At 66.1% G+C, this 17887-nt stretch carries 20 protein-coding genes and 1 tRNA gene; 10 read left to right on the top strand and 11 right to left on the bottom strand.

Annotated features, from left to right (window positions below; genetic code table 11):
* Positions 1 to 34: 34 nt before the first annotated feature.
* On the top strand, positions 35 to 652 hold the full coding sequence (locus K7G81_RS13940; protein ID WP_223031425.1) for a class I SAM-dependent methyltransferase: 618 nt from the start codon (positions 35 to 37) through the stop codon (positions 650 to 652).
* 9 nt (positions 653 to 661) lie between these two features.
* On the opposite strand, the gene K7G81_RS13935 is transcribed toward K7G81_RS13940, so the two are convergent.
* Entirely contained in the window at positions 662 to 1111 is a 450-nt protein-coding gene (locus tag K7G81_RS13935) for a DUF2721 domain-containing protein (RefSeq protein WP_223031424.1), read from the bottom strand.
* Between the two features lie 52 nt (positions 1112 to 1163).
* Between K7G81_RS13935 and K7G81_RS13930 the strand changes: the two genes are divergently transcribed.
* Positions 1164 to 1523: a SpoIIAA family protein gene (locus tag K7G81_RS13930; RefSeq protein WP_223031423.1), complete on the top strand. Its 360-nt coding sequence runs from the start codon at positions 1164 to 1166 to the stop codon at positions 1521 to 1523.
* 3 nt (positions 1524 to 1526) lie between these two features.
* On the opposite strand, the gene K7G81_RS13925 is transcribed toward K7G81_RS13930, so the two are convergent.
* From K7G81_RS13925 to K7G81_RS13900, 6 genes are all read right to left on the bottom strand, one after another.
* Complete coding sequence (locus tag K7G81_RS13925) at positions 1527 to 2315, bottom strand: DUF2189 domain-containing protein (protein WP_223031422.1); 789 nt, start codon at positions 2313 to 2315, stop codon at positions 1527 to 1529.
* An 88-nt stretch (positions 2316 to 2403) separates the two neighbouring features.
* Positions 2404 to 3084, bottom strand: coding sequence for a tRNA (guanosine(46)-N7)-methyltransferase TrmB (trmB, locus tag K7G81_RS13920; RefSeq protein ID WP_223031421.1), 681 nt, complete (start codon positions 3082 to 3084; stop codon positions 2404 to 2406).
* A gap of 47 nt (positions 3085 to 3131) precedes the next feature.
* Positions 3132 to 4118, bottom strand: coding sequence for a hypothetical protein (locus K7G81_RS13915; protein ID WP_223031420.1), 987 nt, complete (start codon positions 4116 to 4118; stop codon positions 3132 to 3134).
* Positions 4119 to 4189: 71 nt separating this feature from the next.
* Complete coding sequence (metK, locus tag K7G81_RS13910; RefSeq protein WP_223031419.1) at positions 4190 to 5398, bottom strand: methionine adenosyltransferase; 1209 nt, start codon at positions 5396 to 5398, stop codon at positions 4190 to 4192.
* A gap of 69 nt (positions 5399 to 5467) precedes the next feature.
* The gene (gene lnt / locus K7G81_RS13905) at positions 5468 to 7021 is read right to left on the bottom strand and encodes an apolipoprotein N-acyltransferase (protein WP_223031418.1); all 1554 of its coding nucleotides are present in this window, start codon (positions 7019 to 7021) and stop codon (positions 5468 to 5470) included.
* 94 nt (positions 7022 to 7115) lie between these two features.
* Complete coding sequence (locus tag K7G81_RS13900) at positions 7116 to 7265, bottom strand: hypothetical protein (RefSeq protein ID WP_223031417.1); 150 nt, start codon at positions 7263 to 7265, stop codon at positions 7116 to 7118.
* A gap of 125 nt (positions 7266 to 7390) precedes the next feature.
* Here K7G81_RS13900 and K7G81_RS13895 point away from each other — a divergent pair, with 125 nt between their 5' ends.
* Genes K7G81_RS13895 through K7G81_RS13885 form a run of 3 tightly spaced genes read left to right on the top strand, consistent with a single transcriptional unit; the run spans position 7391 to position 10046 of the window.
* Positions 7391 to 9256: a M61 family metallopeptidase gene (locus K7G81_RS13895; protein WP_223031416.1), complete on the top strand. Its 1866-nt coding sequence runs from the start codon at positions 7391 to 7393 to the stop codon at positions 9254 to 9256.
* Between the two features lie 47 nt (positions 9257 to 9303).
* Complete coding sequence (locus K7G81_RS13890; protein WP_223031415.1) at positions 9304 to 9744, top strand: VOC family protein; 441 nt, start codon at positions 9304 to 9306, stop codon at positions 9742 to 9744.
* The gene (locus tag K7G81_RS13885; protein WP_369412114.1) at positions 9741 to 10046 is read left to right on the top strand and encodes a polyhydroxyalkanoic acid system family protein; all 306 of its coding nucleotides are present in this window, start codon (positions 9741 to 9743) and stop codon (positions 10044 to 10046) included. Before K7G81_RS13890 ends, K7G81_RS13885 begins: the two co-directional genes overlap by 4 nt.
* A gap of 92 nt (positions 10047 to 10138) precedes the next feature.
* Here the strand turns inward: K7G81_RS13885 and K7G81_RS13880 are convergent.
* Positions 10139 to 10215 (bottom strand) — tRNA-Pro (locus K7G81_RS13880).
* A gap of 186 nt (positions 10216 to 10401) precedes the next feature.
* Between K7G81_RS13880 and yajC the strand changes: the two genes are divergently transcribed.
* Genes yajC through K7G81_RS13860 form a run of 4 tightly spaced genes read left to right on the top strand, consistent with a single transcriptional unit; the run spans position 10402 to position 13701 of the window.
* The gene (gene yajC, locus K7G81_RS13875; RefSeq protein WP_223031414.1) at positions 10402 to 10743 is read left to right on the top strand and encodes a preprotein translocase subunit YajC; all 342 of its coding nucleotides are present in this window, start codon (positions 10402 to 10404) and stop codon (positions 10741 to 10743) included.
* 4 nt (positions 10744 to 10747) lie between these two features.
* On the top strand, positions 10748 to 12340 hold the full coding sequence (gene secD / locus K7G81_RS13870; RefSeq protein WP_223031413.1) for a protein translocase subunit SecD: 1593 nt from the start codon (positions 10748 to 10750) through the stop codon (positions 12338 to 12340).
* A 16-nt stretch (positions 12341 to 12356) separates the two neighbouring features.
* Complete coding sequence (gene secF, locus K7G81_RS13865) at positions 12357 to 13322, top strand: protein translocase subunit SecF (protein WP_223031412.1); 966 nt, start codon at positions 12357 to 12359, stop codon at positions 13320 to 13322.
* Positions 13323 to 13326: 4 nt separating this feature from the next.
* Positions 13327 to 13701, top strand: coding sequence for an Mth938-like domain-containing protein (locus tag K7G81_RS13860; RefSeq protein WP_223031411.1), 375 nt, complete (start codon positions 13327 to 13329; stop codon positions 13699 to 13701).
* Between the two features lie 142 nt (positions 13702 to 13843).
* Here the strand turns inward: K7G81_RS13860 and era are convergent, their stop codons facing one another.
* The 3 genes from era to lepB are packed head-to-tail and all read right to left on the bottom strand — an operon-like array spanning position 13844 to position 16253.
* Entirely contained in the window at positions 13844 to 14743 is a 900-nt protein-coding gene (era, locus tag K7G81_RS13855) for a GTPase Era (RefSeq protein WP_223031580.1), read from the bottom strand.
* Positions 14734 to 15396 carry a ribonuclease III gene (gene rnc, locus K7G81_RS13850; protein ID WP_255587071.1) on the bottom strand — a complete coding sequence of 221 codons (663 nt, stop codon included), beginning with the start codon at positions 15394 to 15396 and terminating at the stop codon, positions 14734 to 14736. The genes era and rnc overlap by 10 nt, the downstream gene beginning before the upstream one ends.
* Positions 15396 to 16253 carry a signal peptidase I gene (gene lepB, locus K7G81_RS13845; protein WP_223031409.1) on the bottom strand — a complete coding sequence of 286 codons (858 nt, stop codon included), beginning with the start codon at positions 16251 to 16253 and terminating at the stop codon, positions 15396 to 15398. Before lepB ends, rnc begins: the two co-directional genes overlap by 1 nt.
* Before the next feature lie 127 nt (positions 16254 to 16380).
* Here lepB and pgi point away from each other — a divergent pair, with 127 nt between their 5' ends.
* On the top strand, positions 16381 to 17877 hold the full coding sequence (pgi, locus tag K7G81_RS13840; RefSeq protein WP_223031408.1) for a glucose-6-phosphate isomerase: 1497 nt from the start codon (positions 16381 to 16383) through the stop codon (positions 17875 to 17877).
* The last annotated feature ends 10 nt before the right edge of the window (positions 17878 to 17887 follow it).

The raw sequence follows: 17887 nt of genomic DNA, 5'->3' as shown, positions 1-17887 counted from the left end.
GATCGAACCCGTTCCAGCAACTGATAGGAAGCCCATGCCCAGCACGACCACCGCTGCCCGGCGCGCCCGTACCCGTCGTCCCGCCGGTATGCCGTCACCCTGGGGCATGTTCCTGCGCGGATTCATCAAGCATCCGGTGATGGTCGGATCGGTGATGCCGTCGACCCAGAAGCTGATCGACAAGATGCTGAGCCGGGTCGATTGGGCCAATACCAAGCTGTTCGTCGAATATGGCCCCGGCGTCGGCACCTTCTGCCCGACGGTGCTCTCGCACATGGCGCCCGATGCGCATTATATCGCGATCGACACCAATCCCGATTTCATCCGCTATTTGCGCCACACGATCACCGACAAGCGCTTCTTCGCGGTTCACGGCTCGGCCGCCGACGTGCGCCAGATCATCGCCGACCACGGCCACGAGCATGCCGATTACATGCTGTCGGGCCTGCCCTTTTCGACCCTGCCCGATGGTGTCGGGCCGACCATCGCGTCGGAAACCTTCGCCGCACTGCGCCCCGGCGGCGCTTTCCTGGTCTATCAATTCTCGCCCAAGGTGAAGGATTTCCTGATCCCCCACGCCGATCGCATCGATCATGCGATGGAATGGTGGAACGTCCCGCCCGCGCAACTTTATTGGGCGTGGAAGGACTGAGCCGCGCCCTTACTTGAGCAATTCCGCCCGGATCCGCGTCGCGCGGACCGATAGCCGGACTTCGAGCGCGAACATCACCAGCCCGGCGACCAGCATCAGCATCGCCAGGATAAACGCCAGCGCGACGATCGTGCCGATGTGCAGCGTCGCCAGCTCGCCGATGAACAGCAGCGCGACCACCGCGCAAGTCGCGATCGCGCTGCCGGTGCACAGGAACAGCGCGATGTTGATCCCGCGCATCCGGCGATCGAGCAGGCGCAATTCCCACACATGGCGATCATGCTCGCGCCCGCTCGAGCTCGGGTGGAGCTGTTCAAGCACGCGCGCGCGATCGATCACCCGCGACAGCCGCCCGGCGAGCAGGTTGAGCACCCCCGCGATGCCGGCGAGCATGAATACCGGGCTCAGCGAGAGCTGGATGGTCTGCGCGATTGTGGTGACGGCGGGGAACATTTCCATGGTTCGGCGCATGATGCGGGGAAAAGAGCGCGTTGGGAAGAGGAGCTCGCCGATGATTACCTGTCTTACCGATCCCACCGACGGGGTCGTCGAACTGACCGTCGCCGGCAGCGTGGCGCGCGCCGATTACGATCGCGTCGTCGCCGAAATGGATGGCGCCATCGCGGCGTTCGGCAAGCTGCGCCTGATCGAAACGATCGAGCAGATCGGCGCGATCGACAGCTCGATCTGGTGGCAGGACATCAAATGGGGCTGGCATCACCTGAAGGATATCGCGCGCTGCGCGGTCGTTACCGACAGCGGCTGGATCGGGCCCGTCACGCGTGCGGCAGGCGCGCTGCTGCCCGCCGAAGTGCGCGTTTTTCCGCTTGCCGATATCGACGGCGCGCGTGCCTGGGTGCGAGAAGGCTGACTCTCAGCGAACCACGGTTCGCGTATAGAGGTGCCAAGTCGCATAGCCGAGCCACGGCAGCACCACCGCGAGGCCAATCGCGAACGGGATCATGCCAAGCGCCAGCAATGTTGCCACGCGCAGACCCCAGCCGAGCATCACGCGCGGATTGTGGCGGAACGCGGCGAGCGAGGTGCGGATCGCGGTGCCCGCCTCGACTTGCTGGTCGACCACCATCGGGAAGGCGATCACCGAACTGGCCAACGTCGTCAGCGCGAAGGCCAGCCCGGCAAGGTTGCCAAGCACGATCAGCGCCCAGCCCTGCGGCGTCGAAAACACCCGCGCGAGGAAATCGCCCATGCCGTCCGGCGTCGCATAGCCCATCGTCGCGCCGTAGATCGCCCAGGCGACCGCCAGCCAGGCCAGCCACATCAGCCCGAGCCCGAACGCCAGCGCGACCAGCGGTTCACGCGCGCGGCCGCGCATCGGATCGAAGAAATGCGCCCAGCCGGCATCGCGCCCCTCCTCCTCGCGCCGCGCGATCTCGTAGAAGCCGCTCGCCACCGCCGGACCGGCGATCGACAGCCCGGCGACCAGGGGAAACAGCAGCGGCAGCAACGGCTGGTTGAAGGCGACATAGACGGCAACGGCGCAGATCAGCGGGTAGAACAGCCCGGCCAGCACCAGGTCGCTGCGCTTGTGCGTCAGATCGCGCCAGCCCTGCGCGAGCGCCCATCGCAGGTCCGCGACATGGATCGTCCGGATCTCGGGCAGATCGGCGGCGGGCGCGGAGCGGAGTGCGTGGGAGCGCATGGCACAAGTCCTTCAGGCTGGCGGGGGGCAATATCCTCTCGTCTTCATGCCACCGATATACACCCGATCCGGCCTTATCCCAAGCGCGTCAGGCGCGGCGGTAGCGGAAGTACCAGACCTCATGCCCCTGGCGGCGCGCCTTGCGCTCGTAGCGCGTCTCCGGCCAGTCGGCCGGGCGGGTCAGAAAATCGGCCGGGTTCCGTGCCTGCCAGGCGAAATCGCGGCGGCGGTTCATCACCATCATCGACCAGCGGCAATAGGTCGGATCGTCGGTGCCGAGCCGGAACTCGCCGCCCGGCTTGAGCTTCGCCGCGATCAGATCGAGCGGCCCGTCGTTGATCATCCGCCGCTTGGCGTGGCGCGCCTTGGGCCAGGGATCGGGATGGAGCAGATAGACCCGATCGAGGCTGGCATCGGGCAGCCGCTCGATCACGCTCAGCGCATCGCCCATGTGCAGGCGGACATTACCAAGGTCGCGATCGCGGATATGGCCGAGCGCGCCGACCACGCCGTTGAGGAACGGCTCGCAGCCGATGAAGCCGCGATCGGGGTGCGCCTCGGCCTGCGCGGCGAGATGCTCGCCCGAGCCGAACCCGATCTCGACTTCCAGCGGCCGCGCATCGCCGAACAGCGTTGCCGCATCGAGCGACGCGCTCTCGGGCACGCTCAATCGCGGCAGCCACGCCTCGACCAGCGCGGCCTGCCCGGCGCGCAACTTGTGCCCCTGGCGGCGGCCGTAGAGGCGGCGGATCGTCGTCGGATCGTTCATCGCTGCGCCGCTAGGCCACCGCGCTATCGGCTGGCAAGCCTCAGGGCCTAAAAGTGGCAGGGCGGGCCGGTGTCCTCGTCGCCTTCCTGCCGGCGCAGGATCTTGTATTGGCGGCCGTCCGATCGCCACACGCCGACGCAGGTGCCCGGTCCGCCCGCCATCAGGTCGGGATAGCCACCGGCGCCGGTCGGCTTCATGAAGCGGTCGAGTATCCCCGTCACCTGCATCATCTGCGCCCAGCCGCCGGGCGTCGCGCGCAGGATGGTGAATTCCTGGCCCGAATTGCCGTAGCATTGATAGCCCGAGTCGGTGACGATCACCTCGGGGCGGCCGTCATGATTGAGATCCTTGATCTCGACGCTCTTGGCATCCGCTTCCGATGCTCCCTCGCAGCCCTTCCACACCGCACCGCTGCGGGTCAGGCCAGCGGCGCGCATGATCGCGTCCTGCTCGGCCGGGCGGAGGGCGGCGAAGGTGACGGACGCCTTCCAGCCGTCGGTCGGATAGCCGCGCGCACGCGCCGGTGGTGCCGATTTCGCCGCCTCCGCCGCTGCCGCTTCGCGTGTCGACGCGCCGCCCTCGCCTGCGATACAGGGGGTTATATAGGCATAGGATTCATGGTGGCGCACACCGGGACAATCGCCGTTGCCCGGCTTGACCTCGACATCGATCCAGCCGTCTGTGCGGGTCTTGTCGAAGCTGAGGATCGCGTCCTCGGCAATCATCTGCCCCCAACGGCCGTCGTCGCTGCGGACCATCAGCGCGTAATAGGCGCCTTTGGGATAATAGCATTTGACATCGACGTCGGCGACATGCGCTTCGGGCCTGCCATCGCCGTTCAGATCGATAAACTGGACACGCGGGTTGCTGGCATGTCCGCAGCGATTTTGCAGGTGACCATCGACCAGTTCGAAGCCAGCGTTCCGGAACAGTTGGATCGCCTCCGCGGGCGCCATTCTGGGCATCGGCGCGGTCTGCGCAAGCGCGACGTTTGGCAAGGCCGACAGCGATAGAGCAAGCAGCAGTCGAAACATCAAACGCCCCCCGACGCAGTTTCCGCGCCGGGGAGCTTAACATGAATCAATTTAACGCGCTATTTGAAACGTCAGGCGACCGCCGCCTTCAGGTCGTCGACCAGATCGGTGCGTTCCCAGGTGAACAGATCACCATCGGGCGCGCGGCCGAAATGGCCGTAGGCCGCAGTCGGCTGGTAGATCGGCGCGTTGAGCTTCAGATGCTCGCGGATGCCGCGCGGCGTCAGGCTGACGAGCTTGGGCAGCACTTCCTCGAGCCTGGCTTCGTCGACCGTGCCGGTGCCGTGCGTATCGACATAAACCGACAGCGGCTCCGAAATGCCGATCGCGTAGGAAAGCTGGATCGTGCACTTCTTGGCCAGCCCCGCCGCCACCACGTTCTTGGCGAGATAGCGCGCGACATACGCCGCCGAGCGATCGACCTTGGTCGGATCCTTGCCCGAGAACGCGCCGCCGCCGTGCGGGGCCGCGCCGCCATAGGTGTCGACGATGATCTTGCGCCCGGTGATGCCGGCGTCACCGTCCGGTCCGCCGATCTCGAACAGCCCGGTCGGATTGACGTAGATCGCCTTGTCCTCGGGCATCCAGCCCTCGGGCAGCGTCTCGGCCATCACCTGCATCACGTAATCGCGCAGCTTCTTCTGGCCCTCGTCGCTCGACAGCGCCGCCGAATGCTGGGTCGAGACGACCAGCGCGGTCGCCTTGACCGGCTTGCCGTCGACATATTGCAGCGTCACCTGGCTCTTGGCGTCGGGCTCGAGGAAATCGACCTTCTTGCCGTGGCGATCGGCCGCCATCCGTTCGAGGATGCGGTGCGAATAATAAAGCGTGGCGGGCAGCAGGTCGGGAGTCTCGTCGGTAGCGAAGCCGAACATGATGCCCTGATCGCCGGCGCCTTCGTCCTTGTTGCCCGCGGCGTCCACGCCCTGCGCGATATGCTTGGATTGCGCGTGCAGATTGTTCTGGAACTCCGCGGTCTGCCAGTGAAAGCCGTCCTGCTCGTAGCCGATCTTGCGCACCACATCGCGCGCGACCGCCTCGATCTTCGCCTTGCCGCCCTCGGTCAGATTGCCGTCCTCGTCGATCAAGTCGCGATCCGAGGAGCGGATTTCGCCCGACAGGATGATCTTTTGCGTCGTCACCATCGTCTCGCAGGCGACGCGCGCCTGCGGATCGGTGGCGAGCAGCAGATCGACCACGGCGTCGGAAATCTGGTCGGCAACCTTGTCAGGATGGCCTTCGGAAACCGATTCGGAAGTGAAGATGTACGAAGAGCGCATGAAAATTCCCTTGAAACTGTAAGGGTTGAGCATCGAAAGCCTGATATAAAGCTTTCCTTATATGCGCATCTAACGCGCGCGGCGCCGGATTACAACGGCCACCAGGCACAGCGCGGCCGCGACGATCGCCGCCCACCAGTTGCCGAGCAGCGAAAAAGGGGTGGGCGGCAGCGCGCCGGGCATCGGCAATTGGATCGCGCCGGCGTGATGCAGCGGCAGCGCGCCGAGCAGGCGGCCATCGGCGGCGATCACCGCGGAGATGCCGGTCGGCGTCGAGCGCAGGATGGGTACCCCTTCTTCGATCGCACGCATCCGCGCCTGTGCGAGGTGCTGCGGGGGGCCCCAGGAGCCGAACCAGGCATCGTTGGACGGGTTGAAGATCAAGGCGGGCCGATGCTTTTCATCCACCACTTCGCCGGAGAAGACGATCTCGTAACAAACCTGCCCGCCGATCTTGCCGAAGCCGGGCAGCGTGAAATCGCGCGGGCCGGGGCCGGGCTTGAAGTCGGTATCGCCGGGCACCAGCCGCGACAGGCCGAGCGGCCGCAGCAGCCACGGCATCGGCAGATATTCGCCATAAGGCACCAGATGCGCCTTGTCGTAGCGGCCGAGAATGCGGGCATAAGCGTCGATCGCGAAGATCGAATTGGTGCCATAGGTCAGGTGGCCGGCCTTATCGAACAGCAGCCCGTCGCCGCCGGTCAGCAGGATATCGCGCGGGCCGAGCTTGGCGGCGATCCGTGCGCGGGTGAAGCTGGGCCAGCCCTCGTAATAATATTGGAGCGGATAGCCGTCCTCGAGCATGTAGCGCACCGCACCTTCGGGCCAGACGATCAGCCGCGGCCGGGCGCCGGGATGGCCGGAAAGGCCGAGCAGGGCCTCGAAGCTCGTCTCGGTATAATCGGGCGCATCCTGATCCTCGAGCCCGAGGTTGGGCTGGACGACGCGGACCAGCGGCGCGTTGGGCCGGGCCGGCGCGGTATTGTGGAAATTGACGGTAACGATAATCGTCGTCGCCGCGGCCACCACCGCCGTGAGCACCCAGCGCCGCCCCACGAGCAGCATCAGCGCGCCGGCCGCGACGATCGTCAGCCCCGACAGTGCATAAGTGCCCACCCAGGCCGAGGCGCGCGCCACCGGCAGGATCGCGACCCAGATCACGCCGATCGGATCCCAAGCATAGCCGGTGAACAATTCGGCGCGCAGCCATTCGGTGACGATCCAGCCCGCGCCCGCGACGAGGACGAACGCCGCGCCCGGCGGCGTCACGGCATCGCCCGTCGCGCGCGGGCTGGCCAGTCGCCAGGCCAATCCGGCGGCGGCCGCGGGGAACACCGCCAGGTACAGCGCCAGCGCGATCGGCGCGCCGTAGCCGAGCCAATGCGGCATATTGTCCTGATAGGTGAAGGCGTGCTGGATCCAGTTGTTGTTGATCGTGAAATGGCCGAAGCCGAACCACCAGCCGCGCCACAGCGCCGCCTTCACATTCGGCGCGTCATGGACCAGCCACAGGAACGCGGCGAGTGCCGGCACCGCCAGCCACCACGCCTGAAGCGGCGCGAAACCGCACGCGGCCGCCGCACCGAGCAGAACCAGGATAAGGGGAATGGCGAGGCGCCGCATCGCCAGGCGCTATTGCGTGATTCGGCGACGGTTGCAATCGCGCCCCGCATCCCTGCCGAAATAAGCGCCCCCGTCGAGGCGGATGCCTATCTGTTCAGCCAAGCCAGGCCCAGAAGATCAACCCGATCATCGCAATCGGTGCCAGCAGCACCGACAACGCGCCGACCCATCCCCATTTACGATAGGCGATTTCGCCGAGACCCTCCCATATGGCCTGAACGAATATCTCCCCGATCCAATCCATCCGTCGATCATGCCCGAGCAAACGGTTGGTCGCAACGGACCACCGCCAGCTACGCCGCTGGACGCCTGCCGGCACCTCGCTTATGCCGCGATCAACCATATTTCCGGACAATCGAGGGACATCGCATGAGCCGCCATCTTGGTGCCGCTGGTCTGATCGCGCTGGCCGCCGCCGCGCCCGCTTTTGCCCAGGCGCACGATCCCGGCCCGAACGCGCCGGTGAGCTACGACGTCAGTTTTCCCAATGCAGTGCACCACGAAGCGCGAATCAGCGTCACCTATCGCAACCTCAAGCCGGGTACGGTCGAATTCCGCATGGCGCGGTCGTCGCCCGGCCGCTACGCGCTCCACGAATTCGCCAAGAACGTCTATTCGGTGTCGGCCGTCGACGGCGCCGGCAGGCCGCTGGCGATCGAGCGCCGCGATCCGTACAGCTGGCGCGTGCCGACGACGGGCGGCACGGTGACGCTGCGCTACACGCTCTACGGCGATCATGGCGACGGCACCTATGCGCAGATCGATCCGACGCACGCGCATCTCAACATGCCGGCGACCTTCATGTGGGCGGCGGGGCATGACGACGATCCGATCCGCGTCACGTTCCACCCGATCGATCCCGCATGGAAGATCGCGACGCAATTGCCGCCGTCGGCGGGCGCCGCGGACACCTTCTGGGCGCCCAACCTGCAATATTTCATGGACAGCCCGACCGAGCTGTCCGACTTCCAGCTCAGGACATGGAAGGTGCAGGGCAACGGCAAGACCTACACTTTCCGCCTCGCCGTTCACAGCGAGGATAGCGCTGCCGATGTCGATCATTTCGCAGCGATGATCGAAAAGCTGATCCAGCAGCATATCAAGCTGTTCGGCACCCCGCCCGATTACGATTTCGGCACCTACACTTTTATCGCCGATTACATGCCGCAGATCAGTCGCGACGGCATGGAGCATCGCAACTCGACGATGATCAGCAAGCCCCTGTCTTTGCATGATGGCAATTTCGAACAGATCGATACCGTCGCCCACGAATTCACCCATGCCTGGAATGTCGAGCGGTTGCGCCCGCAGGGCATCGAGCCGTTCGATTTCACCCGCGCCAACGCGACGCGATCCTTGTGGTTCGCCGAGGGTTTCACTCAATATATCGGCCCGCTGATGGTGCGTCGCGCCGGCGAGAGCAGCGTCGACGACTGGCTGGACCAGATGGGCGAAACACTGAGCCGCGTCGTCACCGGCCCCGGGCGCCGCTACGGCTCGCCGCAGGAAATGAGCCTGCGCGCGCCGTTCGTCGACGCGGCGACCGCGATCGACGCCACCAATGGCAACATCTACACCTCTTATTACCCCTATGGCGCGGTGATCGCGCTGGCGCTCGATCTCGAATTGCGCGAACGCTACAAGCTCAGCCTCGACGCCTATATGCGGCACATGTGGCGGCGCAACGGCATGGAGCAGGCCGATTACGCCCCGGCCAGGCCCTATTCGCCGCGGGATCTCGAGGATGGGCTCGCCGAGCTGACCCATGATCCCGCGTTCGCCAAATCGTTTTTCGACGCGACGATTCGCGGCAGCGCATTGCCCGATTTCGCGCCGCTGCTGGCACCCGCCGGGCTGATCCTGCGCGCCGCGCATCCCGGCCAGGGCTGGATCGGCACCAGCGACGTTACCGCAGGAAACGACGGGGTGACGCTCGACGATATTCCCTCGCCCGACAGCCCGCTCTACCAGGCCGGGGTCGATCGCGGCGACACGCTGGTCGCGCTCGGCAATGCCCGGATCGGCACGGCCGACGACTGGACCGCCGCGCTCGCCCCGCTCAAGCCCGGCGAGCAGGTGATGCTGGTCTATCGCAACCGCGGCGGCGAGCATCGCGTGACGCTGACCGCCGCCGCCGATCCGACGCTGGAGATCGTCCGCGCCGAGGCGACCGGCGGCACGCTCACCGCCAGCCAGCAGGCGTTCCGCGATGACTGGCTCGGCACAGCGCGTTGAGTCGATTGGGAGGTGTGTTTGATCGATAAGACGCCTATATCGTCCTGATGACCGACGCGATCCGCCCCTTCCACCTCGCCTTTCCGGTGCGCGACCTCGCCGAGGCGCGCGCTTTCTATGGCGGCCTGCTCGGCTGCCCGGAGGGGCGGCATTCGGACCATTGGATCGATTTCGACCTGTTCGGCCATCAGATCGTCGCGCATCTCGATCCGGGCGCAGGCATCGCTCGGCACGCCAATCCGGTCGACGGCAAGGCGGTGCCGGTGCCGCATTTCGGCGTCGTGCTGACGATGCACGCCTGGCAGACGCTCGCCGACCGGCTGGCGGCGGCTGGCACCGCGTTCGTGATCGAGCCGCACATCCGCTTCAAGGGCGAGACCGGCGAGCAGGCGACGATGTTCTTCCGCGATCCCAGCGGCAACGCCCTCGAGTTCAAGGCGTTTGCCAACGACGCGATGATCTTCGCGCGCGACGAGGAGACGGCATGATGGGCGAGCCCGTTGAAATGGATATCCCGCACAAGCTCGGCAAAGCGGGCGTGCATGAACGGCTCGATCGCGGCATCGGCAAGCTCGCCACGATGATTCCCGGCGGCGCAATGGTCGATCATCGCTGGGACGGCGATACGATGCACTTCACCGTCCAGGCGATGGGCCAGACGATCGCCAGCCGGCTGGAAACCTTCGAGGACAAGGTCCACGCGGTGATCGATCTGCCGCCGATGATGGCCTTGTTCGCCAACCAGGTGAAGGCGATGCTCCAGAAGGAAGCGCCAAAGCTGCTGGAATAGCGGGACGCGTTGAGCGGGCGAACGGTCGGGCAATCCGCATCGTATCGATCGAGATGACCGCGGCCCCGTACCGCGGCGGCCTTGCGGCAAAGTGGTCGGGGCGACTGGATTCGAACCAGCGACCCCCACACCCCCAGTGTGATGCGCTACCAGGCTGCGCTACGCCCCGACCATGGGCCGGCCCGCGATCGGGCGGACCGGAGCGGCGGCCTCTATCGCCGAGTCCGCTGCGATGCAAGCCGCGAGACAGCGCCGCGACGAGCCGAATGTTGCTTATGACGGGTTGAGGTGTTAGCGCGCGGCGCTTGATGCCGGTGCGGGTTCCCCGTGCCGCACCCATTGCTTTCAGGACGCCATGTTCGCAACTCCCGCTTATGCCCAGGCCGCCGGTGGCGCCGCCGCCAATGGTGGCCTTGCCGCGAGCCTGATCAGCTTCGCACCGCTGATCATCATCTTCATCGCCTTCTGGTTCCTGTTCATCCGCCCGCAGAGCAAGCGGATGAAGGAGCAGCAGGCGCAGATCGCCGCCGTCAAGAAGGGCGACGAGGTGACGACCGCCGGCGGCGTGATCGGCAAGGTGACCAAGGTTTCCGACGACATCGTCGAGGTGGAGATCGCGCAGGGCGTGCGCGTTCGCGTCGTCAAGTCGACGCTGACCGGGATCAGTCCGCTCGGCGGCAAGCCGGCGAACGACTGAAGCCATGCTCGATTTCCCCCGTTGGAAGATCACTTCGATCGTCGGCCTGCTCGCCGTGCTGATGGCGCTGTCGATCCCGAGTTTCTTCGGTGAGACCGCCACATCCAAGTGGCCGATCCATCCGCATGTCAACCTCGGGCTCGATCTCGCCGGCGGCTCCTATCTGCTGCTCGAAGGCGACATCAAGGATCTGCAGGGCTCGCGCCTCGCCGCAATGCGCGATTCGGTGCAGCAGGAAATGCGCACCGACGGATCGCCGATCGGCATCGGCGACATCTCGATCCAGGGCGGCAAGCTGTCCTTCATGGTGCGCGACGTGTCGCAGGTCGATGCGGCGCGCGAGCGCCTGCTCAAGATCACCGGCTCGGGCGCCGGCCTGTCCGGCCAGCGCGACTGGGACATCAGCGTGGTCGATTCGACCCGCTTCGTCCTCACCCCGACCGAGGCGGGGCTGCAGGAAGCTGTCAAGAACGCGATGGCCGATGCGACCGAGGTGGTCCGCCGGCGCATCGACGCGCTCGGCACCAAGGAGCCGACGATCGTCCAGGAAGGCACCGATCGCATCGTCGTTCAGGTGCCCGGCCTGCAGAACCCGCAGGCGCTGAAGGACCTGCTCGGCAAGACCGCCAAGCTCGAATTCAAGATGGTCGACGTCAATGCCGATCCGGCGGCGATCGCCAAGGGTATCGCGCCGGTGGGCGACGAGATCCTGCCAATGGCGGATAACCCGCAGCAGAAGATCGCGGTCCATCGCACGACGATTATCTCCGGCGACATGCTGGACGACGCGCAGCAGAAATACGATCAGAACAATCAGCCCGATGTCGTCATCCGGTTCAATTCCGAAGGCGGGCGCCGCTTCGCCAAGGTGACGCAGGAAAATGTCGGCAAGCCGTTCGCGATCATCGTCGACAACCAGGTGATTTCCTATCCGCGGATCGATGAGCCGATCCTGGGCGGCACCGCGTCGATTTCAGGCGGCGGCTTCACGGTCGAGAGCGCCAACAATCTCGCCATCGCACTGCGATCGGGCAAGCTGCCGGTCAACCTCAAGGTGATCGAGGAGCACACCGTCGGCGCCGAACTGGGCAACGATTCGATCCACGCCGGCATCATCGCCTCGGCGATCGCGCTGGCCGCGGTGATCGTCTTCATGGCGGTGACCTATGGCCGGTTCGGGCTCTATGCCAACCTCGCGGTCGCCATCAACCTGTTCGTCATCCTCGGCCTGATGGCGCTGCTCAACGCGACGCTCACGCTCCCCGGTATCGCCGGCTTCGTGCTGACGATCGGCACCGCGGTCGACGCCAACGTGCTGATCAACGAGCGTATCCGCGAGGAGCGACGACGCGGGCGCAATGTCGTCCAGTCGGTCGAACTCGGCTACAAGGAAGCGAGCCGCACGATCTTCGAAGCGAATGTGACGCACGGCATCGCCGGGCTGATCATGCTGATCCTCGGCTCCGGCCCGATCAAGGGGTTCGCGATCGTGCTGCTGCTCGGCATCGCCACGTCGGTGTTCACCGCCGTCACCTTCACCCGCATGCTGGTCGCGATCTGGCTTCGCCGCAATCGCCCCAGCGAAATCCACATTTGAGAGCGGGAACGGTCCCATGCGCCTGCTGAAACTCGTCCCCGACAACACCAACATCGATTTCGTCCGCCTGCGCTACATCGCGTTTGCGGTGACGACATTGCTGACCATCGGCGCCATCGCGCTGGTCTTCGCGCGCGGCCTCAACATGGGCGTCGACTTCGAAGGCGGCCTGATGATCGAGGAGCATTTCCAAACGGCGCCGCCGCTCGACGAACTGCGCTCGACGATCGACGGCCTCAACGTCGGCGACGTCGCGCTGCAGCCGTTCGGCGATCCCAAGGTGATCTCGATCCGTCTGCCGCAGCCGCCGGGCACCGACGAGGGCCGCACCAACGCGGTGGTCAAGAAGGTCGAGACCGCCGTCGCGGCCAAATTCCCCGGCGCCGAATTCGCCAAATACGATACCGTCTCGGGCAAGGTTTCCGATGAACTGATCCATCGCGGCATCATGGCGGTGCTGGTCGCGATCTTCGCGATCGGGCTGTTCGCGATCTTCCGCTTCGAATGGCAATTCGGCATCTCGACCGTGGTCGCGATCCTCCACGACGTGCTGATGACATTGGGCTTCTTCGCGCTGACGCAGCTACAATTCGATCTCAACATCGTCGCCGCCGTGCTGACGATCATCGGCTATTCGATCAACGACAAGATCGTGATCGACGACCGCATCCGCGAGAACATGCGCCGCTATCGCAAGATGGAGATGCGCGAGATCGTCAACCTGTCGGTCAACGAGACGCTGCCACGTACGGTGATGACCTCGCTGACGGTGATCCTGGCGCTGGGCGCGCTGCTGCTATTCGGCGGCTTCGTGCTGCACGGCTTCACCGCGGCGATGATCCTTGGCGTGATCGTCGGCACCTATTCGTCGATCTACGTCTCGTCGTCGCTGCTCATCACGCTCGGCCTGCGCGCCGAGCCGCCCGAAGCCAAGGGCAAGGCCGCCGGAAAGGCAGAGCGGATCAGGCCGCAGGGCGAATAGCGCCATGCGTTTCGAGCGCGAGAAGAACCCGGACGGGCCGCTGGTCAACGGCTTCGTCCGCGGCGGTTTCCGCGTCGACGAAAATGTCTATCGCGCGCTTCTGCTGTCCGCGAACCGCGCCGACGGCTGGACGCCACCGCCGCTCGACGCGCTCGACGAGGCCGCGCTCGCCTCGGTCCTCGATCTCGATCCCGTGCCGGAATTCCTGCTGCTCGGCACCGGCGCGACGCTCGTCCGTCCGCCGCAGTCGCTGGTTGGCGCGCTGGAAAAGCGCGGCATCGGCATCGAGCCGATGGACAGCCGCGCCGCCGCCCGCGCTTGGGGCGTGCTGCGCGGCGAGGGCCGCTGGATCACCGCCGCGCTGTATCCGTTCGCCTGAATCGAACCGCCATCGGGGTCAGCCAGCCACCGACGTTCGTCCTGAGCTTGTCGAAGGACGCTTCCCCGGCCCGGTCGATCGCGAAGCCGCCCTTCGACAGGCTCAGGGCGACCGGAAGCGGTGTGCCGTAGGCCTCCTGCGGCTACTCCACCCAATCGAGCCCGATGTCGCGATAGACGCTGCGATCCTCGTCCCAGCCCTCCTTCACCTTGACGTGGAGATAGAGGTGGACCGGGCGATCGAGCAGCACCGCCAGCTCGGCGCGCGCTTTCGCCCCGATCTCGCGAATCCGGCTGCCCCCCTTGCCGAGCACGATGGCGCGCTGGGTGGGCCGTTCGACGAGGATCTGCTGGTGGATTTCCGCCGAGCCGTCGGGCCGCTCCTTGAACGCCTCGGTCTCGACCGCGCTGGCATAGGGCAATTCGGCGTGGAGCTGGAGATAGAGCTGCTCGCGCGTCACCTCGGCGGCGAGCATCCGCTCGCTGGCGTCGGACACCTGATCCTCGGGGAAATGCCACGGCCCCGCCGGCATCGCCGCGGCCAGCGCGCGCTTGAGCTCGGGCAGCCCGTCGCCGGTCGCCGCCGAGACGAAGAAGGTCTCGGCGAACGGCAGCATCTCGTTGAGCCGCTGCGCATGCGTCAGCAGCTTCGGCTTGTCGGCAATGTCGACCTTGTTGAGGATCAGATATTTGGGTTCGCGGCGACCGGCGAGCGCCTCGACGATGGCCGTCACCTTCTCGCCGAGCCCGCCCTTGCCGTCGACCACCAGCGCCAGCACATCGGCGCCCTCTGCCCCGCCCCAGGCCGCCGCCACCATCGCGCGGTCGAGCCGGCGCTTGGGCTCGAAAATGCCCGGCGTGTCGACCAGCAGGATCTGCGCCTCTCCCTCCAGCGCGACCCCCATCAGCCGCGTGCGCGTGGTCTGCGCCTTGGGGCTGACGATCGCTACCTTCTGCCCGACCAGCGCGTTGACCAGCGTCGACTTGCCCGCATTAGGCGCGCCAACGACGGCGACGAGTCCGCAATGCTGCGTCACGCCAATTGCTCCAGCAGCGCCCTGGCGGCGGCGGTTTCGGCTTCCTGCTTGCTGGCGCCGCTGGCGGTCGCCTCGGCCTGTTGGCCGACCGAAACGCGGATGGTGAAGCGCGGGGCATGATGCGGGCCCGAGCGATCGAGCACCTCGTAAGCGGGGGGCTTGCGATTGTGCGCCGCCGCCCATTCCTGCAGCGCCGACTTGGGATGCTGCGGGGCGGCGGCATGGGAGTGGACGAGATCCGCCCAGGCCCGCCGCACGAAGCCGCGTGGCACCTCCAGCCCGTGATCGAGATAGAGCGCGCCGATCAGCGCCTCCATCACATCACCCAGCACGTTGTCGCTATTCGCCGCGCCATCGTCGCGCGCCTGCTTGCCGAGCCTGAGGTGCGGCCTGACGTCGATCGTCCGCGCCACCTCGGCGCACACCGCGCCGGTGACGAGCGCGTTCAGCCGCTTCGACAGCGCGCCTTCGGGCTCGTCGGGAAACAGCTCGAACAGCCATTCGGCCATCACCAGCCCGAGCACGCGGTCGCCGAGAAACTCCAGCCGCTCGTAATTGGCGCTGGCCTGGCTGCCGTGCGTCAGCGCGCGCTCGTACCGGCCAAGGGCGCCGGGCGCTGCGCCGAAGGTCTGCTCCAGCCAGTCGGCAAGGTCGCTCATCAGAAGCCGTGCCCGATCCGGCTCCAGCGCGCGGCGGATACCCATGTCCACGGCTTGATCCATTCCGCCGACCCGTCGGTCGACCAGAAGGTGATGAGCGCGCGGCCTTCGAGATTGACCATCGGCACGTAGCCGAGCCCGCCCGCCTCGACGGGGAAGCGGCTGTCGCCCGAATCGTCGCGATTGTCGCCCATCATGAACACCGAATCGGTCGGCACGTGATAGACGGCGGTATCGTCCGCATCGGGATAGTCGCCGCGGTCGAGCACCATATAGCTCTTGCCGTCGGGCAGCGTCTCGCGGAACTGGTGATAGCGGCACACCGCCTGGCCCGACGCGTTACGCGTGGCGAACGGCGGCGGGCAATTGGGCTGATCCTCGCCCGGCGGGATGCTGGTGTTGTAATTGGGCGAGAGCGGGATGACGAAATCACCGACCTTCTGGCGCGACACCGGCTTGCCGTTGAGGATGATCTGGCCATGCTTCACCTGCACCGTGTCGCCGGGCAGGCCGATCACGCGCTTGATGATATCCTCATGGCTGCGCGCCGGGCTCTTGAACACCACGACGTCGCCGCGGTGCGGCGTGTGCGGAAACAGCCGGCCGGGAATCAGCGGCACGCTCCACGGCAGCGAATTCCTCGAATAGCCGTAATTCCATTTCGACACGAACAGATAGTCGCCGATGTAGAGCCGCGGCAGCATCGATTGCGAGGGGATCGAAAACGGCGCCAGCAGGAAGCTCCTGAACACAGCGACGAAGATCACCAGCTTGACGAGGAACAACAGCGTATCGGCCAGCTCGGAACGCTGCTTGCCGGCTTTGCCGCGAAGGCGGGCGGTATCGGATCGGGCCATGTTGCGGCTTTGCGCACGCGCGCGCGGGGCCGTCAAGCGCGGACCTTTGTCGCTTTGGGGCGTTGTCCCCACGCAGGCCACGCACTAGGTGCTGGCGCGACGATCCTTATTCTTCGGAGTCCTTGCCATGTCGAAAGCCGATTGGAGCGCGATTGAAGCGCTCGACCCGCCGCATCTCGAGCAATTGTTCAAGGAAGATGACGGTCGCGTCGCCCGGCTCAGCCTCGACGTCGCAGGCATCCATTTCGACTGGTCGAAGACGCATCTGACGCGCGACGCCATCGCCGCGTTCGAGAAGCTGGCCAAGGCCACCGACCTCGCCGGCAAGCGCGAGGCGATGTTTGCCGGCAAACACGTCAACGTCACCGAGGATCGCGCCGCCGAACACACCGCCGAGCGTGGCGAGGGCGCGGAGGAATCGGTCGCCAAGGCGGGCGCGCTCCATGCCCGGATGCGCGCGCTGATCGACGCGATCGAAAGCGGCGCGTTCGGTGAGGTGCGCCACATCCTGCACACCGGGATCGGCGGCTCGGCGCTGGGGCCGCACCTGCTGGTCGATGCGCTGGGGCGCGAGGACAGCCGCTACGACGTGGCGATCGTCTCCAACGTCGATGGCGTGGCGATGGAGGATGCGTTCAAGCGCTTCGATCCCAAGGCGACGCTGCTGGTGATCGCGTCGAAGACCTTCACCACCACCGAGACGATGCTCAACGCCGCCAGCGCGCTGCAATGGATGACCGAGGGCGGCGTCGAGGATCCCTATGGCAAGGTCGTCGCGCTGACCGCCTCGCCCGACAAGGCGATCGAATGGGGCGTCGACGAAACCCGCGTGCTGCCCTTCTCGGAAAGCGTCGGCGGGCGCTATTCCTTATGGTCGTCGATCGGCTTTCCCGCCGCGCTGGCGCTGGGCTGGGACGCGTTTCAGGAGCTGCTCGACGGCGCCGCCGAGATGGACCGCCATTTCCGCCTCGCGGCACTTCACGAGAATGCGCCGGCGCTCGCCGCCTTCGCCGACCTGTTCTACACCCAGGTCAAACATGCCGAAACGCGGGCGCCGTTCGCTTATGACGAGCGGCTGCGGCTGCTGCCCTCCTATCTCCAGCAGCTCGAGATGGAATCGAACGGCAAGGGCGTCACCGTCGAGGGCAAGCCGGTCGGCCGCCCCACCGCGGCGATCACCTGGGGCGGCGTCGGCACCGACGCGCAGCACGCGGTTTTCCAGCTGCTCCACCAGGGTACGCACCTCGTGCCGGTCGAGTTCATCGGTGTGATCGAAGCCGGCGATACGCTCGCCGGGGATCACCACCGCCAACTGCTGATGAACATGTTCGCGCAAGGCGCCGCGCTGATGAGCGGCCGCGCCAACGATGCCGATCCGGCGCGCAGCTATCCCGGCGACCGGCCAAGCTCCACGCTGCTGCTCGACGCGCTCGATCCGCACACCTTGGGTGCGCTGATCGCGTTCTACGAGCATCGCGTGTTCGTGAATGCGGTGCTGCTCGATATCAACCCGTTCGACCAGTTCGGCGTCGAGCTGGGCAAGGAAATGGCCAAAGCGGCGGACAAGGGCGGGCAATCGTTCGACGCCTCGACCGACGATCTGATCGCGCGGGCGTTCGGATAAACGCCCCCCC

Source organism: Hephaestia mangrovi (assembly GCF_019880555.1).
Taxonomy (GTDB): domain Bacteria; phylum Pseudomonadota; class Alphaproteobacteria; order Sphingomonadales; family Sphingomonadaceae; genus Sphingomonas; species Sphingomonas mangrovi.
This window is presented reverse-complemented; position numbering and strand designations above follow the sequence as displayed.

Excerpts from the sequence above, each read along its gene's own strand:
- K7G81_RS13940 (WP_223031425.1), top strand. The coding sequence starts at position 35 with ATGCCCAGCACGACCACCGCTGCCCGGCGCGCCCGTACCCGTCGTCCC.
- K7G81_RS13935 (WP_223031424.1), bottom strand. The coding sequence starts at position 1,111 with ATGGAAATGTTCCCCGCCGTCACCACAATCGCGCAGACCATCCAGCTC.
- K7G81_RS13930 (WP_223031423.1), top strand. The coding sequence starts at position 1,164 with ATGATTACCTGTCTTACCGATCCCACCGACGGGGTCGTCGAACTGACC.
- K7G81_RS13925 (WP_223031422.1), bottom strand. The coding sequence starts at position 2,315 with ATGCGCTCCCACGCACTCCGCTCCGCGCCCGCCGCCGATCTGCCCGAG.
- trmB (WP_223031421.1), bottom strand. The coding sequence starts at position 3,084 with ATGAACGATCCGACGACGATCCGCCGCCTCTACGGCCGCCGCCAGGGG.
- K7G81_RS13915 (WP_223031420.1), bottom strand. The coding sequence starts at position 4,118 with ATGTTTCGACTGCTGCTTGCTCTATCGCTGTCGGCCTTGCCAAACGTC.
- metK (WP_223031419.1), bottom strand. The coding sequence starts at position 5,398 with ATGCGCTCTTCGTACATCTTCACTTCCGAATCGGTTTCCGAAGGCCAT.
- lnt (WP_223031418.1), bottom strand. The coding sequence starts at position 7,021 with ATGCGGCGCCTCGCCATTCCCCTTATCCTGGTTCTGCTCGGTGCGGCG.
- K7G81_RS13900 (WP_223031417.1), bottom strand. The coding sequence starts at position 7,265 with ATGGATTGGATCGGGGAGATATTCGTTCAGGCCATATGGGAGGGTCTC.
- K7G81_RS13895 (WP_223031416.1), top strand. The coding sequence starts at position 7,391 with ATGAGCCGCCATCTTGGTGCCGCTGGTCTGATCGCGCTGGCCGCCGCC.
- K7G81_RS13890 (WP_223031415.1), top strand. The coding sequence starts at position 9,304 with ATGACCGACGCGATCCGCCCCTTCCACCTCGCCTTTCCGGTGCGCGAC.
- K7G81_RS13885 (WP_369412114.1), top strand. The coding sequence starts at position 9,741 with ATGATGGGCGAGCCCGTTGAAATGGATATCCCGCACAAGCTCGGCAAA.
- yajC (WP_223031414.1), top strand. The coding sequence starts at position 10,402 with ATGTTCGCAACTCCCGCTTATGCCCAGGCCGCCGGTGGCGCCGCCGCC.
- secD (WP_223031413.1), top strand. The coding sequence starts at position 10,748 with ATGCTCGATTTCCCCCGTTGGAAGATCACTTCGATCGTCGGCCTGCTC.
- secF (WP_223031412.1), top strand. The coding sequence starts at position 12,357 with ATGCGCCTGCTGAAACTCGTCCCCGACAACACCAACATCGATTTCGTC.
- K7G81_RS13860 (WP_223031411.1), top strand. The coding sequence starts at position 13,327 with ATGCGTTTCGAGCGCGAGAAGAACCCGGACGGGCCGCTGGTCAACGGC.
- rnc (WP_255587071.1), bottom strand. The coding sequence starts at position 15,396 with ATGAGCGACCTTGCCGACTGGCTGGAGCAGACCTTCGGCGCAGCGCCC.
- lepB (WP_223031409.1), bottom strand. The coding sequence starts at position 16,253 with ATGGCCCGATCCGATACCGCCCGCCTTCGCGGCAAAGCCGGCAAGCAG.
- pgi (WP_223031408.1), top strand. The coding sequence starts at position 16,381 with ATGTCGAAAGCCGATTGGAGCGCGATTGAAGCGCTCGACCCGCCGCAT.